Origin of the sequence: Proteus vulgaris (genome assembly GCF_016239305.1) — a bacterium.
GTDB classification, from domain to species: domain Bacteria; phylum Pseudomonadota; class Gammaproteobacteria; order Enterobacterales; family Enterobacteriaceae; genus Proteus; species Proteus vulgaris_C.
On the sequence record NZ_JAEHOQ010000030.1, the window covers coordinates 17,982 to 38,006 of the forward strand.

The following is a 20,025-nucleotide window of genomic DNA, read 5'->3' on the forward strand; positions in this document are numbered from 1 at the left end:
AATACTCTCTTAAGATTACAATCCAATATTCTCAGATTGTAGCCTGACATTTAATAGTTACAGTCAATTCTTTCTCATTTGATGATATTGGTCAAAAGCAATCAATAAATCTAGTACTAATTACTTACATAGGTAAAACCGATAATGTGGAGCTGATTATTAATTAAATTGATTATTCTTCACTCTGCATTGACTCTCTACTTAATAACCGATATTCCTAATTGTGTCCAACATCTCATTTTTGCCTAAAGGAATACGACAATGACTGATAATACTGCTACGCCTTCATCTTCATCATCGCCATACACTATCGCTAAATTTGGTGGCACCAGTGTTGCTAACTATTCAGCAATGGAAAAATGTGCAGATATTATCCTGAAACAAAAGTCAGTTCGTGTCGTCGTCCTTTCCGCATCTGCTGGGATCACTAATCTACTGATTGAACTTGCAGCAGGTACTGAAACTTCACAACGAGAAACTTTACTTTCACAAGTTCGTGATATTGAGTACGCGATTATCAATCAACTCTCTCAGCCAGAAATTATTTCTCAAGAAATAAACCGCTTGCTTGAAAATATTGAGATGCTTTCTGAAGCAGCTGCATTAGCGACTTCTGATGCATTAACAGACGAACTTGTAAGTCATGGCGAATTAATGTCAACCTTGCTTTTTGTTGAGTTACTGCGTGAAAAAGGCATACAAGCGGATTGGTTTGACGTTAGAAAAGTGATGAAAACGAACGATCTATTTTGTCACGCTGAGCCAGATATGGTGCAATTAACTGGACTCACACAAAGTCTTATTCAACCTCGTCTAGAAGAAACGGTTATTGTCACACAAGGTTTTATTGGTCAAGAGCCAAAAGGTAGAACGACTACCCTAGGACGTGGTGGAAGTGACTATACGGCTGCACTTATTGGTGAAGCACTAGGAATGTCTCGTGTTGATATCTGGACGGATGTACCCGGTATTTACAGCACGGATCCAAGAATAGTGCCAGAGGCGCATCGTATTGATCAAATCGCCTTTGATGAAGCGGCAGAGATGGCTACCTTTGGCGCTAAAATTTTACACCCTGCTACATTATTACCTGCCGTTCGTAGTGGTATTCCGGTGTTTGTTGGTTCAAGTAAAGCACCAGAAGAAGGTGGTACTTTAGTTTGTACCCAAACAGAAAATCCTCCCGTATTCCGTGCAATTGCACTACGTAGAAAACAAACGTTGCTTACTTTACATAGCCTAAAAATGCTTCATGCGCGTGGCTTCTTAGCTGAAATTTTTACTATTTTATCGCGCCATCATATTTCGGTTGATGTGATAACAACATCTGAAGTCAGTATTGCTTTAACCCTCGATACTACGGGTACAACAAATTCATCAGGTAGTTTATTAACCAATGCATTATTGACTGAGCTTTCTGCATTATGCCGTGTTGAAGTAGAAGAAGATTTGGCATTAGTTGCCGTGATTGGTAACTCGCTTTCACAGGTAAATGGTTTAGGTATAAAAATTTTCGGCGCATTAGAAGATTACAATATTCGTATGATAAGCCATGGCGCAAGTACCCATAATTTATGTTTATTAGTTGATGGTAAAGATGCGGATAATATTGTGCGTAAATTGCATGATACATTGTTTTAATAAAGCGCTACTGAAAAGAGAGGGATAATTTTTTATCTCTCTCAAAATTCAACCTTTATTGCTGTAATGGTGTAAGCTTTAAAGAACTTCATTTAAGAATAATTAGAATCAAAATCTAATTCTATTAATGGAGTAATAAAAATGAAAATTTATGATAATCTTTGTAACTTTATAAAAAGCAATGCAGAAAAAATAACCCAAACTAAAGCAGATCCTACTTTAACAAAAATAAAAAACTGGCTTTCTTCGATCGAAAACTCAAATCAGACTTATACAACAGCAGAGAAAAATACAATCTCTATTTTAAAAGATATTGAGCTAAAAAAGATTTTTTCTAATAATATAAAAGATAATACTTCATTAGATAAACAATGTTTTGAATCAATGTTAAAAATAAATAACATGTGTAAAAACAAAGATATTTTTGTAATAGGACAATACAACACACTACTAAATAAACTTGAAAAAGAACATATAAAAAAAACAAGTCAAGAAAGTGAAGTAAGTAAAAAAGAAACTCTTTTGGAAATTAAAGAAGAATTATTTAATAAAATAAAAGGGGCCAACGAGAAATTAAAAGAAGTCATTGATGCTCATTATCAATGCTTTCAGGAAATAACAAAAGAAATTAAAGATATTGATGGTAAAAACATCCCTAAAAAAATAAATGAATATAAAAAATACAAATCCGAACTTCTTGATAAAATAAATAACCATGAAATTAAAAATGAAAATTTAACGAACCTGACTGAACTCAGGCAATATATAAAAGGACTTCAAGAATATAATAACAATCTAAATAAATTTATTGAAATGACAAATAATATTACTTACAGATATGAAAAAGAATTAGACATACTTAATGATAGGCATTTTAAATTATCTGATGATAAAATTTTAGATATACTAAACCATCATCTAGATAAACTAAAAGAAATGAACTTACAAATTAATTAATCCTTAATTTTAAATAAAAAATTAAATTTTTCTAATAGGCTTCTTTTTAGAAGCCTATCTTTTAATAAATTAATAAACCCGATAACCACCATATTTCTTAGCAAATTGATTAAATTTACCAAAATCAATTAAAGCGATTTCTAAAGAACGATGAGCTAGATGCGACATCTTCGCAATTTTTTCAACAAAAACTCGGTTATCTTCCAGCAATTTAACAGTAAGTGTAGCAGCAATTATTTCGCACTCTTTTGGTGTGACTATCCAACCATCATTAGTAGCAAATTTATGGATTGGGATATTGCCGTCTTTCTCACTTTCTTTTGCTAATAGCGCCTCTTCTTCTTTCATTGCCTGCTTAAATAGTATGATTTCTTCTTCAAGAGGCTCCGGAGTAGTCGGGATCTGCTGATATATGTAATCACCCACTTCTTCGATTCGTGCTGGAGTCATTTCGGCTTTCAACCAAATTTTATCAAATGCTTTTTCGTCTAAAATTGCCTCTGTATCTAAACTTCCTGTTAATTGCATCAGATTTAAAAAAGCATTAATTAACACTTCATTTAATGGATAGCTTCCTTTCACTAAAGAAGGGAAAGGTATTTCAGTGCCAGCAGGTGGAGTTTTCTGAAGATACAAAGTATAACTCATCGTCATGTCCTTTTTTCTGATACAGGCTTATAGCTTATACACCTTTAATGGGAACTGCGAGAGGAAATAACAAGGGGATATTACTATCCCCTCTGTATTTATTATATTGTTGAGATCTTAGAATAAAGACAAATTAAGATCCATACCCTAAATTAGGCGCTAGCCAACGCTCAACTTCACTGACACTCATCCCTCGCCGTTTTGCGTAATCTTCAACCTGATCTTTTTGAATTTGAGCAACCGCGAAATATTTACTTTCAGGATGACTAAAATACCAACCGGATACTGAAGCACCAGGCCACATCGCATAAGTATCTGTTAGCTTCATCCCAATGCGATTTTCAACATCAAGCAGTTGCCAAATTTTAGCTTTTTCTGTGTGTTCAGGACAGGCAGGATATCCTGGTGCAGGTCGTGTTCCTTGATATTTCTCTCTAATAAGCTCGTCATTAGAAAGGTTTTCATCAGCGCTATAGCCCCAAATTTTAGTTCTGACTTGCTGGTGAAGATATTCAGCAAAAGCTTCAGCAAGACGGTCTGATAATGCTTTCACCATAATTTTATTGTAATCATCATGGGCATTATCATAAGCATTGGCGAGCGTGTCTTCTTCTAGCCCTCCTGTTACAGCAAAAGCACCGAAATAGTCAGGAACACCACTTTCTACGGGAGCAATAAAGTCCGCTAAACAGTAGTTAGGAAACTCTTTTTTCTCTGTTTGCTGACGCAAATGGCAACTGTGCAATAATTCATACTGTCGGCTTTCATTTTGATAGATCACGATATCATCACCAAGACGATTAGCAGGGAAGATCCCCATAATACCTTTAGGTATGAGCAAGTTTTCATGACTTAATTTATCCAGCATCGCATTCGCATCAGCAAATACCCGTTTTGCCTCTTCCCCTACCACGTCATCTTCTAAAATACGCGGATATTTTCCTGCTAAAGACCACGTCATAAAGAAAGGTGTCCAGTCGATATATTCACGCAACACATCAATGCTTGCCGTAATTTCTTGCACCCCAAGTTGGTTCGGTTTAGGTGGCGTATAATTTTGCCAATCAATTTTGAGTGCATTGGATCGCGCAATGTCTAAAGAGACTGGCGGTGTACGTGGTTTTTTTCTAGCATATTGCTGGCGTACCACTTCATATTCGCGCCGGGTTTTAGCAACAAAGTCTGCTTTTTGTGTATTAGATAACAGAGCTGCGACAACCCCTACTGTACGTGATGCATTCTGTACATAAACGGTAGGATGACTGTAATTTGGCTCTATTTTTACGGCGGTATGCGCTTTAGAGGTTGTTGCTCCACCAATCATTAATGGCAACGAAAAACCTCGCCTTTCCATCTCTTTAGCCACATTCACCATTTCATCAAGTGACGGGGTAATGAGACCTGAAAGGCCAATAATATCGACTTTTTCGTCAATCGCAGTTTGCAAGATTTTATCACAAGGTACCATCACGCCCAGATCAATAATCTCATAGTTATTACACTGCAAAACAACACCCACAATATTTTTACCGATATCGTGGACATCCCCTTTTACGGTAGCTAGTAAAATTTTACCAGCGGATGTGCCTGCTTGTTTTGTCGCTTGAATATAAGGTTCAAGATAAGCAACGGCTTGTTTCATCACCCTTGCTGATTTCACAACTTGAGGTAAAAACATCTTTCCTTCGCCAAACAAATCACCCACTGTATTCATACCATTCATCAGTGGTCCTTCAATAACTTCAATTGGGCTTGATGCTTGTTGACGACAAGCTTCCGTATCTTCAACAATAAATTCGGTGATCCCTTTTACTAAGGCGTACTCTAGACGTTTTTCTACATCCCATTGTCGCCACTCAGCAAGTTGATGGTTTTGTTCATCACTTTTCGTTCCACGATAACGCTCTGCCAACGCGAGTAAATTATCTGTACTTTCTTCATGACGATTTAAAATAACGTCTTCTACGGCATTACGTAGCTCATCAGGCAATGAATCGTAAATGGCAAGTTGCCCTGCATTCACAATCCCCATATCCATACCATTTTTTACGGCGTAATAAAGAAAAACAGAGTGAATAGCTTCACGAACAGGATCGTTACCCCGAAATGAGAATGAAACGTTAGATACCCCACCAGAAATTAAAGCATAAGGCAGTTGAGATTTAATATCTGCACAGACTTCAATAAAATCAACAGCATAATTATTATGCTCTGCAATTCCTGTTGCGACAGCAAATATATTAGGATCAAAAATAATATCTTCCGGTGGAAAACCTGCTTGCTCTGTTAATAATTGATAAGCTCGGCGACAGATTTCAATTTTACGTTCTCGAGTGTCCGCTTGCCCCACTTCATCAAACGCCATAACAACAACAGCAGCACCGTATTTACGCACTAATTTAGCATGTTCAAGAAAAGGAGTTTCTCCTTCTTTCATAGAAATCGAGTTAACAATTCCCTTGCCTTGAATGCATTTTAAGCCCTCTTCAATCACTTCCCATTTTGAAGAGTCAATCATCACCGGAACTTTGGCAATATCAGGCTCACCAGCAATAAGATTGAGAAAACGTGTCATGGCTTCAACCGCATCTAACATGCCTTCATCCATGTTGATATCGATAATTTGAGCACCGTTTTCAACTTGCTGACGTGCAACGTCCAATGCTTCTTGGTAATTGCCTTCTTTTATCAAGCGCTTAAATTTGGCTGAGCCTGTGACATTGGTTCGTTCTCCTACATTCACAAACAGTGAGTTCTCATCAATCACTAATGGCTCAAGACCTGAAAGACGACATGCTTTTTTCAAGGAAGGTAATACTCTTGGGGCAATACCTTTTACTGCTTGTGAAATTGCAAGAATATGTGCAGGTGTTGTTCCACAACATCCCCCCACAATATTGAGAAAACCAGCTTGCGCCCACTCTTTAATTTGCTCAGCCATTTCTTGAGCATCTAAGTCATAGCCTCCAAACGCATTAGGTAAACCAGCATTAGGATGAGCACTGACATAAGTTTCAGAAATTTGTGAAAGTGTTTGAATATATTGGCGTAATTCTTTAGGGCCTAACGCGCAGTTTAAACCAAATGAGAGCGCATCGGCATGACGTAAGGAGTGGTAAAACGCTTCTGTTGTTTGACCCGTTAAGGTTCTTCCTGAAGCATCTGTAATAGTGCCAGAGATCATCACAGGTAATTCAATATTGAGTGATTCAAACTCACATTTAATCGCAAAAATAGCCGCTTTCGCGTTTAGTGTGTCGAAAATAGTTTCGACCATAATTAAATCAACACCGCCTTTAATTAACCCACGTGTTGCTTCTCGATACGCCACCACCAGCTTATCAAATGAAACATTACGAAAAGCCGGATCATTAACATCCGGAGATATTGATGCCGTTCTGTTTGTTGGCCCCAAAACACCCGCTACATAGCGAGGTTTATCAGGTGTTAACGTACTCCATTTATCTGCACTGACTTTAGCTAGTTTTGCGGCTTCTTCGTTCAGCTCAAAACAGAGCGACTCCATGTGATAATCAGCCATCGCGATGGACGTCGAGTTAAAGGTATTGGTTTCAACAATATCAGCACCTGCTTGAAAATAAGCATCATGTATGTCTGCAATGATTTGAGGTTGTGTTAAAACTAAAAGGTCATTATTCCCTTTAACATCACAGTTCCAATCAGCAAAACGCTCACCTCGATAATCGGCTTCTGTAAGTTGATACTGCTGGATCATCGTACCCATTGCACCATCAAGTACTAAGATACGTTTTCCTAATGCTTCCACCAGTTGTTGTTTTATGTTTGCCACGTTGTTTCCTCTTAATCGAGAATGCTTTTGTGTTTGTTTTTCTTTATTGTTATTTCGTTGTTTTTTTATCCTACCATATCTTTTTGCAAAGATTTCTAAGACGAAGATGAGAGATTTTCACTCAGTGAGAAACAATTTTAATAAATATTTCTTATCACACATTTTGTTTTGAAAAATGCAGTGATCGGAGGAGTTTTATTACACGAGATAGTTCATAATAGATATTAATATGGATAGCATTTCTGGAGTGTATGCATGACAGTTTCCCCTACAAATAAAAAAGTGCGTAAGACGAAAACAACTGCCACTCAAAGCACCGCACAAGGAGGCCCTGTTCAGTCGTTAAGTCGTGGACTGACATTATTGGAATATATTTCCGAATCTCCGGGTGGTATCGCCCTAACAGATCTTGCTTTTCAAGCCGGATTACCTAATTCCACAACACACCGCCTACTCACTACACTTCAGCAACATGGTTTTGTCCGTCAAGTTGGAGATTTAGGATTATGGGTTGTTGGTACGCACGCCTTTATTGTTGGCAGTAGCTTTCTGCAAACTCGTAATCTTTTAGTCATGGTACACCCTATCTTGCGTCAATTGATGGAAGATTCCGGTGAAACCGTCAATCTGGCTATTCTTGACCAAATTGAATTTGATGCCGTGATTGTCGATCAAGTGCAATGTAATGCACTAATGAGAATGTCGGCTCCTATTGGTGGTAAATTACCGATGCATGCATCCGGTGCCGGTAAAGCGTTTCTTTCGACGTTACCAGAAAATAAATTGCTACCTTTACTCCAGAAGAAAGGCTTAATGGCCTATACACCTCACACCAGAACACTCCCTTCATCTTTAAAAGAAAATTTAGAGCAAGCCCGTAAACAAGGCTTTTCTTTTGATGACGAAGAGCATGCTTTAGGTTTACGCTGCATTGGTGCTTGTATTTATGATGAACACCACCAGCCTTTTGCTGCAATTTCACTTTCAGGCCCCGTTTCTAGAATGACTGATTCACGTATCACTGAATTAGGCGCAATGGTTATCAAGGCCGCAAAACAAATTAGCCGTGAATACGGTGGCATAAAAAGCTGATCCTATCTTTTACCTTCCTCATTACCAAACGATGAGGAAGAAACTCCTTAATTAAACCGATTCAGCTTTTTAAAAAGACAGTGTTTCGGCTTTATATTCGTTAAATATTAAAAAACTGTTATTTATCACCTAAAAAAATTGATGTTGATCACAGATGTTGTTTAAGACGCACTAAGAGTATTGCAACTCACCTTGTTACCCGCAACAATGTTACCGGTAACAAATACTATAGCTAAATTCTTGTACTCTCTTTTCATAGCCAATAGTAACGCTCATCACCCAGTGTGAATAAAGGAAGCATCATTATGAACCCTAAAAACCATGACCCAATTCAGGACGACTTTGTTCCGCTTAACAAGACTGTAAAACAAGTAACAGAGCGCATTATCGTTCGCTCACAATTGACTCGTCGTGCTTATCTGAAAAAAATTGAAGCTGCGAAAAGCCAAACAGTACATCGTGCTCAGCTGGCTTGCGGTAATTTAGCTCATGGTTTCGCAGCTTGTCAGGCTGATGATAAAAATCGTCTGAAAAATATGGTTCATAATGATATTGCCATTATTACAGCTTATAACGATATGTTGTCAGCTCATCAGCCATATGAAAATTATCCTCAAAAAATTAAAAAGGCATTGCATGCTGTTGGTGCCGTAGGGCAAGTTGCGGGCGGTGTTCCTGCTATGTGTGATGGTGTAACTCAAGGCCAAGATGGTATGGAACTCTCACTCCTGAGTCGTGATGTGATTGCGATGTCAGCGGCTGTCGGTTTATCCCATAATATGTTTGATGGAGCACTCTATTTAGGGATCTGCGATAAAATTGTTCCTGGACTGGCGATGGCCGCGCTCTCTTTTGGCCATCTTCCTGCTATTTTTATTCCTGCTGGCCCAATGACGAGTGGTTTGCCAAATAAAGAAAAAGTTCGTATTCGCCAACTTTATGCCGAAGGTAAAGTGGATCGCCATGCTTTGTTAGAAGCTGAAGCAGCGTCTTATCATAGCATTGGCACTTGTACTTTTTACGGCACAGCGAATTCTAATCAAATGGTCATGGAAATGATGGGATTACATTTACCTGGTGCTTCTTTTGTCCATCCAGATACCCCATTACGTGATGCATTGACTGATGCTGCGGCTAGCCAAATAGTACGTCTTACTGAAAACTCGGGTAACTACCTCCCTATCGGTCAATTAGTTGACGAGAAGGTGATTGTTAACGGCATTATTGCTCTATTAACAACAGGGGGATCAACTAACCTGACAATGCACTTAGTTGCAATGGCACGCGCAGCTGGCATTATCATTAATTGGGATGATTTTTCTGAACTTTCACAAGTTGTGCCACTGATTGCTCGCATTTATCCTAATGGTCCTGCCGATATCAACCAGTTTCAAGCCGCAGGTGGTATTGCACTGATTATTCGTGAACTTCTGAAAAAAGGCTTAATTCATCGTGATGTCAATACTGTTGCAGGATTTGGTATTGAGCGTTATACCTTAGAACCTTGGCTAAATGAGGGTAAGCTCGATTGGCGCGAAGGTACGACAAGCTCTTTAGATAGAGATGTCATTGCTGATATCAATACACCATTCTCCTCACATGGTGGTACACAAGTAATGCAAGGTAATTTAGGTAGGGCTGTAATGAAAACTTCTGCCGTACCTGATGAAAATAAAATTATCGAAGCCCCAGCTATTGTGTTTAATAGCCAACATGATATTGCTGCTAAATTTGAAGCTGGTGAGCTAAATAAAGATTGTGTAGTGGTTGTACGTTATCAAGGGCCACAAGCCAACGGTATGCCAGAATTACATAAATTAATGCCACCATTGGGGGTGTTAATGGATAAAGGCTACAAAGTAGCATTAGTTACCGATGGCCGACTTTCAGGTGCATCAGGTAAAGTACCTGCCGCAATTCATGTCACTCCTGAAGCCATTAATGGGGGGTTATTATCCAAAGTACGTGATGGTGATATTATTCGTGTTAATGGTAAAACAGGAGAGTTAACACTCCTTGTTGATGAACAAACCCTCAATGCTCGCCAAGATAAGATACCTGATTTAAGTGCGAATAATATAGGTTGTGGCCGTGAACTGTTTGTGAATTTGCGTCGTCATTTATCCGGAGCTGAACAAGGTGCTTGTTGTATTGATTTTTAATGTAGGCAAGTTTTGAATGCCTAACGAGGAGCAGATTTAATTCATTTGCTCACCATTTTCTAATTAGGAAATACTAATGATGAATCATTGGAATACAAGTGCAGAGTCTGTACTAAAATCAGGGCCAGTTGTTCCTGTTATTGTTATTAATCATATTGATGAAGCTGTACCTGTTGCAAAAGCATTAGTTGAAGGTGGCGTAAAAGTTTTAGAAGTCACATTACGTACAGATTGCGCTATTGAAGCTATTCGCCGTATTGCGAAAGAAGTACCTGAAGCCATTGTGGGCGCAGGTACAGTAATTAATCCTCAACAATTAGCACAGGTTACTGAAGCGGGTGCTCAATTTGCTATTAGCCCAGGATTAACAGAAGCACTACTCAAAGCTGCGGTGGCTGGAACCATTCCTTTAATTCCTGGTATTTCAACAGTTTCTGAGTTAATGCTCGGTATGAGTTATGGCTTAAATGAATTTAAATTTTTCCCTGCTGAAGCCAACGGGGGTGTTAAAGCATTAAAAGCAATTGCAGGACCGTTCTCAAAAGTTCACTTCTGTCCAACTGGAGGTATTTCACCAGATAATTACCGTAATTATCTTGCGCTACAAAGCGTACTTTGTATTGGTGGCTCTTGGTTAGTCCCTAATGATGCGGTTAAAGCAGGTGATTTCCAGCGTATTACTGAATTAGCTAAAGAAGCTGTTGCTGGCGCTCAGTGCTAATTTTTGCAATAAAAAATATATTTAACCCAATAAAGATAGGTATCCCCTTTATGCCTATCTTTGTTTTAACCTTTTTATACTGACGGATCACGATAAGTAAATCGCTTAGTTTGAGAATAAGCGTAAACATCTTCAATATACCCTTCTTTAATTCTTTGTTGTTGTTGTTGCCAATATTCTGGTGATAAAAGATCACGATGTTGAGCCTCAAAATAACGACAAACTTGCTTATCACTGCATAAAAAATAACGAAACTCTTCAGGAAAAACATCATTAAGCGCAACGCTATACCAAGGCTCACTGGCTAATTCGTCTTCAGGATAGCGGGCTGGCGGGATTGCCCGAAAATTCATATCTGTCATATAACTAATTTCATCATAATCATAGAAAATAACACGATGATGGCGAGTCACACCAAAGTTTTTAAATAACATGTCACCAGGGAAGATGTTCGCAGCGATAAGTTCTTTTAATGCTTGTCCGTAATCTTCGACGACAGTCTTGAGTTGATTATCATCGCATTGCGCCATATAAATATTGAGTGGCGTCATTCTGCGTTCCATATAAAGATGGCGGATCAGTAGCTTATCGCCTAGATCTTCCAATTTATTTGGGATCTCTTGTTCAAAGATCGTCATTAATTCAGGACTAATTCTTTTCTTATCGACGACAAAATTCTCAAACTCTTGAGTATCCGCCATTCGTCCAACACGATCGTGTTCTTTAACCAATTGATAGCACTCTTTTACACGCTCGGCGGTGATCGTTTTTTGTGGTGCAAATTTATCTTTGATCACTTTAAAAACACGATCATACGTCGGTAGCGTAAACACCAACATCACCATACCTTTTACTCCAGGTGCTTCGATAAATTGCTCCGATGAAAAATTCATAAAAGCAAGGTATTCGCGGTAGTATTCTGTTTTACCATGCTTTTGGCACCCAATAGACATATAAAGCTCAGCGATAGATTTTCCCGGTAATATATCTCTTAGCCATGCAACTAATGCCGCAGGAAATGGTGCATAAACCATAAAATAAGAACGGGCAAAACCAAAGACAATGCTGGCTTCATCTGCGGTTATCAGACAAGTATCAATCAACAATTGTTGTTCAATATTATGAATAGGTAATAAGAATGGAATATATTGATTCTCAATAACAATTTTACCTATTAGCCAAGCAGCTTTATTACGATAAAAGAGTTCATTTGCAATATGAAATACCGCATTACGTAACTGCAAAGAAGAAAACTGGGCATTTAGCACATTACAGATTGAATTAATATCTCGTTGCTTATTTTGCCACGGCAACCGTAAAGGTAAGCGCGATAAGATGTCTTGCAGTAATGTCGGTAAATCACTTTGAATAACAAACTGCTTTGATAACGGTCGAGGTGCTTGTGTAAAGCGATAAGCCGGTTGTGATGAAAAAACAAAAAGATTTCTTTTATTCAATTCACGATGGTGAAACAGACGACAATAAACGGAATTAAAAAAGCTTTCTGCAATTTCAAATCGAGGGTAATTGGGGAGTAATAATGTATAGTTTTCTTTTACTTTTTGTAGAAAAAGACTTTCTTTATCAATATCATGACGAATACATCTAAGCTGTTCAACCACTAATCCAACATGATTATCATATAAACGGATACGCTCTTTCATCGCTTGTTGAGCACCATGCCAATCTGCTTGTTCAAAACGATATTGAGCTCCTGACGTTATCTCAAGGAAACGACCATATTGAGCATCAAAACCCTGTAAAATTGTTTGAGCAATCAAATCTTCTGGCGTCATTCACAACCTCACGAAAAAGAGGAGCATCCTGCTCCTGAATTATCACCACAAAAATAGATAATAATATTTTTAAACTTTAGAATTGCTGCTCTTCTGTTGAACCCGTTAATGCTGTTACAGAAGACATACCGCCTTGAATAATCGTCGTGACTTTATCAAAATATCCTGTTCCCACTTCTTGTTGATGTGATGAGAAGGTATAGCCTTGATTAAGTGCAGCAAATTCTTTTTCTTGTACTTTTTCAACGTAATGCTTCATACCTTCACCTTTAGCGTAGTCATGTGCCAAATCAAACATGTTGAACCACATGCTATGAATACCCGCTAAAGTAATAAACTGGAATTTATATCCCATTGCGGAAAGTTCATCTTGGAAATGCGCAATCGTGCGATCATCAAGATTCTTTTTCCAATTAAAGGAAGGGGAACAGTTGTAAGCTAGCATTTTTCCAGGATATTTATCGTGAATAGCTTCTGCAAACTTAGCGGCCATTTTCAGATCAGGGAGTGATGTTTCACACCACACCAAATCGGCATAAGGCGCATAAGCAAGACCACGACTAATGGCTTGATCGATACCAGCATGGGTACAGAAGAAGCCTTCAGGTGTACGTTCGCCTGTTAAGAACGAACTATCATAAGGATCGCAATCTGAAGTTAAGAGATCCGCGGCATCGGCATCTGTTCTTGCAACTAACAAAGTTGGTACATCAGACACATCAGCAGCTAAACGTGCGGCAACCAGCTTTTGTACAGCTTCTTGAGTCGGAACAAGTACTTTCCCACCCATATGACCGCATTTTTTCACAGCTGCTAACTGATCTTCAAAGTGAACTCCCGCAGCCCCTGCTTCAATCATAGCCTTCATTAATTCAAAGGCATTTAATACACCACCAAAGCCTGCTTCCGCATCAGCTACAATAGGAAGGAAAAAATCAATATAGTCTTTATGTTGAGGACCAATACCATTAGACCACTGGATTTGATCTGCTCGTCTAAAGGTATTATTAATACGCTGAACAACATTAGGTACCGAATCAACCGGGTATAAAGACTGATCAGGATACATACTTGCCGCAGTATTAGCATCAGCAGCAACTTGCCAGCCTGAAAGATAAACCGCTTCTAACCCTGCTTTTGCCTGTTGCAAAGCTTGCCCGCCAGTTAAAGCCCCTAATGCATTCACATAGCCCTTTTTCGATTTTCCATTTAATGATGACCAAAGCCTTTGAGCGCCACGTCGTGCTAAGGTATGTTCTGGGTTAACCGAACCTCTTAATTTAATGACATCTTCAGCGCTATAAGGACGAGTAATACCATTCCAGCGAGGTTGTTCCCACTCTTTCTCTAATTGGGCAATTTGCTCTGATCTACTAATAGTCATAAAAACAGCTCCTATAAATACGGTAGTGATGATGTTTGCAGTTTATAAATACGTTTTGACGTATCTTTTTTAATTTAAAAGTTGATAACCTGGTAAAGTCAGAAAATCGACTAATTCATCTTGGGTTGTAATGTTATCCATCAAAGAGGCTGCTTCTTTAAAACGTCCCTCTTCAAAACGTGTATCACCGACTTCTTGGCGTATCACTTCAAGCTCTTCTTTCAACATGTTACGAAAGAGATTTTTAGTCACAATTTGCCCATCAGACAGCGTTTTTTGGTGACGGATCCATTGCCAAATAGAAGTACGAGATATTTCTGCCGTTGCAGCATCTTCCATTAATCCATAGATAGGCACGCAACCATTACCAGAAATCCATGCTTCAATATATTGCACAGCAACACGAATATTAGCTCTCATCCCTTTTTCAGTTCTTTCGCCCGCGCAAGGTGCTAATAACATTTCTGCCGTTATTCTTTCATTACGTTGTACATCTAGTTGATTTGAACGAGAGCCCAACACAGCATCAAAAGCCGCTAATACGGTTTCAGCAAGCCCAGGATGGGCAATCCAAGTACCATCATGTCCATTTGTTGCTTCAAGCTCTTTATCATCAAATACTTTTTTCAAAATAACGCCGTTTTGCTCCGGATCTCGACTTGGAATAAATGCCGACATTCCTCCCATCGCAAAAGCACCACGCTTATGGCAAGTTTGAACAAGTAAACGAGAATAAGCACTCAAGAAAGGCTGAGTCATTGTGATGCCTTGTCTATCTGGTAATACACGGTCAGGGTAATTTTTTAATGTTTTGATATAGCTAAAAATATAATCCCAACGACCACAGTTAAGCCCGACAATATGTTCTTTCATATGAAAGAGAATTTCTTCCATTTGAAAAACAGCCGGTAAGGTTTCAATCAATACAGTGGCTTTAATCGTACCTGTTGCTAAACCAAAGCGTTTTTCTGTGAAGTGAAAAACATCGCTCCACCATTTGGCCTCTTGCCATGTTTGCAATTTAGGAATGTAGAAATATGGCCCACTTCCTTTTTCTAACAGCGCCTTGTGGTTATGATAAAAATACAATGCAAAATCAAATAATCCCCCAGAAATAGGCTCTCCCTGCCATAACACATGTTTTTCAGGAAGATGTAATCCTCTAACTCTTGCAATCAATACGGCAGGTGACGCTTTGAGTTGATAGCATTTACCCTGCTCATTGGTATAAGAAATGGTACCTTTGACGGCATCGCGCAAATTGACTTGCCCATCAATCACTTTATCCCATGTAGGTGCTAAGGAGTCTTCAAAGTCCGCCATAAAGACTTTTACATTGGCATTTAATGCATTGATAACCATTTTGCGATCAACAGGCCCCGTTATTTCAACACGACGGTCTTGTAGATCTTTAGGTATTGAATTGATTTTCCATTCTGAATTTATAATGGAATATGATTCCGAAATAAAATCAGGGAGCATTCCATTATCAACTTTATTTTTCCACTGTTCCCTTTCTGCTAATAAGATATTCCTTCTCTCTGAAAAATGATTAACCAAATCAGTTAAAAATAATTTAACATCATGATTTATTACCTCTTTTTCATATTCACCAAAAGATTGCGTAAAATTTAATTCTTCTGTTATTAACGATTGTGACATTCTACATTCCCCTAAAATCGTTTACACACCTGATTAAGACTAATGCAGTTTTCACAAAAATCAAAAATGAATTCCATTTTTATTTAATTAATTTTTAACAATGTGATTACAATAGTGTTTTTTTATTGTACAAAACTGAAAATTTCAAAAAATAATTCGAGGGATCTTGAAGAGCTCGCTAACGAAAGGAAAAAAGGAATATTCATGCTTGATGATTTTACCTATATAGCTTTTTCTTATATGAATATTCTTCATACACAACATGAAGGCCTCGACATTCAAAAGGTTATTCGCTAAATTTAGGCTTCTAGATGTCTAGATGTTTTTTAGAGGTTATTGAAATGCCAATTAGAGTACCCGATGAGCTACCCGCAGTGGGTTGTTTACAAAAAGAGAATGTCTTTGTCATGACATCCAGTAGAGCGAGTATTCAAGATATTCGCCCTTTAAAAGTACTTATCCTTAATTTAATGCCAAAGAAAATAGAAACAGAAAACCAATTTCTGCGGTTACTTTCTAATAGCCCTCTGCAAATTGATATTCAATTATTACGTATTGATTCTCGTATACCTAAAAATACCCCTGTAGAGCATCTCGATACTTTCTATTGCGATTTTGACCAAATTAAAGAACAAAATTTTGATGGTCTTATTGTTACAGGGGCACCACTAGGGTTAGTCGAATTTGAAGATGTGGCTTATTGGGATGAAATAAAGGAAGTTATTACATGGGCTAAAGAACACGTCACTTCAACACTTTTTATTTGCTGGGCAGCTCAAGCTGGGCTAAATATTTTATATGGATTACCAAAATATACGCTAGAACAAAAAATTTCAGGGGTATACCGTCATAGCACTTGCTCACCTCTTTCATTGTTAACTCGCGGATTTGATGAAACTTTTTTTGCACCTCATTCTCGTTATGCAGGATTTCCTATCGATTTTATTCAACATAATACTGATTTAGAGATCCTTGCAACTTCAGAAGAAGCAGGCGCTTATTTATTTGCATCAAAAGATAAAAGAGTCGTCTTTGCAACTGGGCACCCAGAATACGATCCTAATACACTCGCAGATGAATATCATCGTGATGTTAAAGCAGGGCTAGATCCTCAATTACCAGAAAACTATTTTCCTAATAATGATCCGAGTAAAAAACCTATCGCTTCTTGGCGTAGTCATGGGCATTTATTATTTGCAAACTGGCTGAATTACTATGTTTATCAGATAACACCGTTCGATCTCGCTCAAATGAATCCAACATTAGATTAAAGAAAAACCCCAAGATCAATTTGGGGTTTTAAGATAATCATTTGCCAAGCTAAAAATTATTTATAGCGATGAGCCAATGCATTAGCAGCGATCATTGCATTATAAACATCGTCTTCAGTGACTTTCATTGGCATATTACCCATGGTATCACCTTCAGCACAGGCAATTTTCGCCACAGTACGCCATTCGCTTTCAATGAATTCTTTCATACCCATATCTTCAAGAGTCAGTGGTAATTCTGCTGCTTTAATAATACGGATCACTTCATCAATTTCTTCTTGTGGTGCATTTTCTAACACTAATTGTGTTAATAAACCAAAGACAACTTTTTCACCATGTTGAACCCGATGTAAAGACTCAACCGCAGACATACCATTGTTGACTGCATGAGCAGCTGCTAAACCGCCGGCTTCGGCACCAACACCACTAAGATAAATCGTTGCTTCAATAGTTTGTTCTAATGCTGGAGTGGTTATTTTATGACGGATAGCATCCATTGCTTTATCAATGTTTTCACTTAACATTTCAAAGCATAATTGCGCTAAACCAAGGCCTGTACGTGATGGACGTTGATTGACTAAGTTTAAACCGTCTGCTTGATAGCAAGCACGTGCTTCAAAGTAAGTCGCGAGGGCATCACCTACACCCGCTGAGAAAAAGCGTTGTGGTGCAGAGGCAATAATTGCAGTGTCAGCAATCACAACATCAGGGTTTTGTGGTAAAAATAAATATTTATCAAACTCACCATTTTCTTTATATAACACAGAAAGTGCAGTACAAGGTGCGTCAGTAGAGGCAATTGTAGGGAATAAAATAACAGGAATATGTTGATAATAAGCAACCGCTTTAGACACGTCTAATGTCTTGCCACCCCCAATACCAATAATAACGTTCGCTTTATTCTCAACCGCAATTTGACCAAGGCGATTAACTTCAGCTTCAGTACATTCGTAATTAAATTTTTCAACAATCGCTCCAATCTTATTTTCTTTAAGAGAAGGAAGCGCTTCTTTAGTTACTTTTTCTAAGAAAAATTCATCACTAATAATAAAAGCATTATCACCAAAATCTTTAACGTATTTACCAACGGAAGCAATAAGTTGGCTACCAATAAAGAATTTTTTTGGGGAGGTTACAGAACGAGGTAATATAGACGACATAACTAAATTCCTTTATTTTAGATTTTGCTATAAACAATAGCAGAATTAGTATTTCATCTTACCTCTCATCAGAATATGAATCTAGTAAACTCTCTGATAGATATTACCTTACATATTGATATTGCATTATTTAAATTCATATAAAACAAATAGTTATTTTTAAATAATTTCAAAATAGCAGATTAATTACGTATTTATATCTATAATATAAGCATTGTTTTATAACTAAAATAACGTAGTTTAGGATCATCAATGACACTTATACGAGAAAAGCTGACATTACCTGCAAATGCCAATAAACTCTTATTACATTCTTGTTGTGCCCCTTGTTCTGGTGAAGTCATGGAAGCATTACAAGCTTCAGGCATTGAATATACAATCTTTTTTTATAATCCCAATATTCATCCTCAAAAAGAGTATTTAATTCGCAAAGAGGAAAATATCCGCTTTGCTAAGAAACATAATATTCCTTTTATAGATGCCGATTACGATACTGACAATTGGTTTGAAAGAGCTAAGGGAATGGAAAAAGAGCCTGAACGAGGTATCCGATGCACTATGTGTTTTGATATGCGTTTTGAAAGGACAGCTCTTTATGCCGCTGAAAATGGTTTTTCTGTTATTTCAAGTTCACTTGGGATCTCGCGATGGAAAGATATGAAACAGATAAATGGTTGCGGAGAAAGAGCCGTAGCGCCTTACCCAAATATAGTTTATTGGGATTATAATTGGCGTAAAAAAGGTGGCTCAGCCAGAATGATAGAAATAAGTAAGCGAGAACAATTCTATCAACAAGAATATTGTGGATGTGTTTATTCGTTAAGAGATACAAATAAACATCGTAAATCACAAGGTCGAGAACTTATTAAGATTGGTGTTCAATATTATACTGCTTAGATCTATTTTCCTTTTCTTCTAGGCATCACAAACGTGATGCCATAAAAAGAACAACACAATAAATCGTTATTTGATATACAGGCATGTTATATTCACGCTATAACAATATATTATTTTATTAAGGTGATTTCTTGTGGAAGACGCTGTCATTCTCGTAGATAAAAATGATAATGAGCTAGGAACAATGCCAAAGCTTGAAGCTCATATTGTAGGCGCCTTACATAGAGCCTTTTCATTATTTATTTTTAATTCAAATCAGCACTTACTTATTCAGCAACGCGCAATATCTAAATATCATTCTGGTGGTTTATGGGCAAATACATGTTGTAGTCACCCACTTCCAAATGAATTACTGTCAGATGCTATTCATCGTCGTTTAGATGAAGAATTAGGTATGAAATGTGATATGCAATCTATTGGAACCATTCTGTATAACGAAAAAGTGACAGATGATCTGATAGAGCATGAATTTGATCATTTATTTCTGGGATTTAGTGATGAATTACCGCATAGCAATCCCGATGAAGTGATGAGTTATCGTTGGATCGCTCTTGATTCTCTTTATCAAGATATTGAGGAGAATGCACAAAATTACAGTGTTTGGTTTCGTTATATATTAAATAGAATGGGAATTGAACAATTTTCTCGTTGGAGCCAAGGCATTATTTAGCAATTATCTTATTAACGATCTAAATAAAATAAGCGAAATATATTTTTAATCTTTGTTCTATATAGCCACTATTAAATTCAATGAATTAGCGACTAACATATAAGTTATAAAAACACCTAAACGCAAAAAAGCCAACCCATTGGGTTGGCTTTT

Annotated in this window: 14 protein-coding genes; 8 read left to right on the plus strand and 6 right to left on the minus strand. The window is 37.6% G+C overall.

Going from position 1 to position 20,025, the window contains the following annotated elements; all coding sequences use genetic code 11:
• Window positions 1-261 precede the first annotated feature (261 nt).
• Both lysC and JEP40_RS17105 read left to right on the plus strand, forming a co-directional pair.
• Window positions 262-1,641: a lysine-sensitive aspartokinase 3 gene (lysC, locus tag JEP40_RS17100; protein WP_198624531.1), complete on the plus strand. Its 1,380-nt coding sequence runs from the start codon at window positions 262-264 to the stop codon at window positions 1,639-1,641.
• Between the two features lie 141 nt (window positions 1,642-1,782).
• On the plus strand, window positions 1,783-2,598 hold the full coding sequence (locus JEP40_RS17105) for a hypothetical protein (RefSeq protein WP_198624532.1): 816 nt from the start codon (window positions 1,783-1,785) through the stop codon (window positions 2,596-2,598).
• 69 nt (window positions 2,599-2,667) lie between these two features.
• Here the strand turns inward: JEP40_RS17105 and JEP40_RS17110 are convergent, their stop codons facing one another.
• A complete protein-coding gene (locus JEP40_RS17110; protein ID WP_232799342.1) occupies window positions 2,668-3,246 on the minus strand; it encodes a hypothetical protein in 579 nt (192 codons plus the stop codon).
• A gap of 133 nt (window positions 3,247-3,379) precedes the next feature.
• Entirely contained in the window at window positions 3,380-7,057 is a 3,678-nt protein-coding gene (metH, locus tag JEP40_RS17115; protein ID WP_198624534.1) for a methionine synthase, read from the minus strand.
• 255 nt (window positions 7,058-7,312) lie between these two features.
• Between metH and iclR the strand changes: the two genes are divergently transcribed.
• The 3 genes from iclR to JEP40_RS17130 all read left to right on the plus strand — a co-directional run bounded on the left by iclR (window position 7,313) and on the right by JEP40_RS17130 (window position 11,032).
• Entirely contained in the window at window positions 7,313-8,149 is an 837-nt protein-coding gene (gene iclR, locus JEP40_RS17120; protein ID WP_036934598.1) for a glyoxylate bypass operon transcriptional repressor IclR, read from the plus strand.
• 305 nt (window positions 8,150-8,454) lie between these two features.
• On the plus strand, window positions 8,455-10,311 hold the full coding sequence (gene edd, locus JEP40_RS17125; RefSeq protein ID WP_198624535.1) for a phosphogluconate dehydratase: 1,857 nt from the start codon (window positions 8,455-8,457) through the stop codon (window positions 10,309-10,311).
• A 79-nt stretch (window positions 10,312-10,390) separates the two neighbouring features.
• Complete coding sequence (locus JEP40_RS17130) at window positions 10,391-11,032, plus strand: bifunctional 4-hydroxy-2-oxoglutarate aldolase/2-dehydro-3-deoxy-phosphogluconate aldolase (RefSeq protein WP_198624542.1); 642 nt, start codon at window positions 10,391-10,393, stop codon at window positions 11,030-11,032.
• Between the two features lie 74 nt (window positions 11,033-11,106).
• Here JEP40_RS17130 and aceK read toward each other — a convergent pair whose 3' ends face one another.
• The 3 genes from aceK to aceB all read right to left on the minus strand — a co-directional run bounded on the left by aceK (window position 11,107) and on the right by aceB (window position 15,874).
• Entirely contained in the window at window positions 11,107-12,828 is a 1,722-nt protein-coding gene (aceK, locus tag JEP40_RS17135; RefSeq protein ID WP_198624536.1) for a bifunctional isocitrate dehydrogenase kinase/phosphatase, read from the minus strand.
• A 76-nt stretch (window positions 12,829-12,904) separates the two neighbouring features.
• A complete protein-coding gene (gene aceA / locus JEP40_RS17140) occupies window positions 12,905-14,212 on the minus strand; it encodes an isocitrate lyase (RefSeq protein ID WP_198624537.1) in 1,308 nt (435 codons plus the stop codon).
• Window positions 14,213-14,281: 69 nt separating this feature from the next.
• Window positions 14,282-15,874, minus strand: coding sequence for a malate synthase A (gene aceB / locus JEP40_RS17145; RefSeq protein WP_198624538.1), 1,593 nt, complete (start codon window positions 15,872-15,874; stop codon window positions 14,282-14,284).
• Between the two features lie 341 nt (window positions 15,875-16,215).
• Here aceB and metA point away from each other — a divergent pair, with 341 nt between their 5' ends.
• Window positions 16,216-17,145, plus strand: coding sequence for a homoserine O-acetyltransferase MetA (metA, locus tag JEP40_RS17150; RefSeq protein WP_198624543.1), 930 nt, complete (start codon window positions 16,216-16,218; stop codon window positions 17,143-17,145).
• Window positions 17,146-17,201: 56 nt separating this feature from the next.
• Here the strand turns inward: metA and JEP40_RS17155 are convergent, their stop codons facing one another.
• Window positions 17,202-18,305, minus strand: coding sequence for a glycerol dehydrogenase (locus JEP40_RS17155; protein ID WP_198624539.1), 1,104 nt, complete (start codon window positions 18,303-18,305; stop codon window positions 17,202-17,204).
• 252 nt (window positions 18,306-18,557) lie between these two features.
• On the opposite strand from JEP40_RS17155, the gene JEP40_RS17160 reads away from it, so the two are divergent.
• Window positions 18,558-19,202, plus strand: a complete 645-nt coding sequence (locus tag JEP40_RS17160) for an epoxyqueuosine reductase QueH (protein ID WP_198624540.1) — start codon at window positions 18,558-18,560, stop codon at window positions 19,200-19,202.
• 133 nt (window positions 19,203-19,335) lie between these two features.
• The gene (gene idi / locus JEP40_RS17165; protein WP_198624541.1) at window positions 19,336-19,872 is read left to right on the plus strand and encodes an isopentenyl-diphosphate Delta-isomerase; all 537 of its coding nucleotides are present in this window, start codon (window positions 19,336-19,338) and stop codon (window positions 19,870-19,872) included.
• Window positions 19,873-20,025 lie beyond the last annotated feature (153 nt).

What these genes read in the sequence shown, in the direction of transcription:
- edd (WP_198624535.1), top strand. Translation starts at nt 8,455, where the DNA reads ATGAACCCTAAAAACCATGACCCAATTCAGGACGACTTTGTTCCGCTT.
- aceK (WP_198624536.1), bottom strand. Translation starts at nt 12,828, where the DNA reads ATGACGCCAGAAGATTTGATTGCTCAAACAATTTTACAGGGTTTTGAT.
- lysC (WP_198624531.1), top strand. Translation starts at nt 262, where the DNA reads ATGACTGATAATACTGCTACGCCTTCATCTTCATCATCGCCATACACT.
- JEP40_RS17105 (WP_198624532.1), top strand. Translation starts at nt 1,783, where the DNA reads ATGAAAATTTATGATAATCTTTGTAACTTTATAAAAAGCAATGCAGAA.
- JEP40_RS17155 (WP_198624539.1), bottom strand. Translation starts at nt 18,305, where the DNA reads ATGTCGTCTATATTACCTCGTTCTGTAACCTCCCCAAAAAAATTCTTT.
- aceB (WP_198624538.1), bottom strand. Translation starts at nt 15,874, where the DNA reads ATGTCACAATCGTTAATAACAGAAGAATTAAATTTTACGCAATCTTTT.
- JEP40_RS17160 (WP_198624540.1), top strand. Translation starts at nt 18,558, where the DNA reads ATGACACTTATACGAGAAAAGCTGACATTACCTGCAAATGCCAATAAA.
- metA (WP_198624543.1), top strand. Translation starts at nt 16,216, where the DNA reads ATGCCAATTAGAGTACCCGATGAGCTACCCGCAGTGGGTTGTTTACAA.
- aceA (WP_198624537.1), bottom strand. Translation starts at nt 14,212, where the DNA reads ATGACTATTAGTAGATCAGAGCAAATTGCCCAATTAGAGAAAGAGTGG.
- JEP40_RS17110 (WP_232799342.1), bottom strand. Translation starts at nt 3,246, where the DNA reads ATGAGTTATACTTTGTATCTTCAGAAAACTCCACCTGCTGGCACTGAA.
- iclR (WP_036934598.1), top strand. Translation starts at nt 7,313, where the DNA reads ATGACAGTTTCCCCTACAAATAAAAAAGTGCGTAAGACGAAAACAACT.
- JEP40_RS17130 (WP_198624542.1), top strand. Translation starts at nt 10,391, where the DNA reads ATGAATCATTGGAATACAAGTGCAGAGTCTGTACTAAAATCAGGGCCA.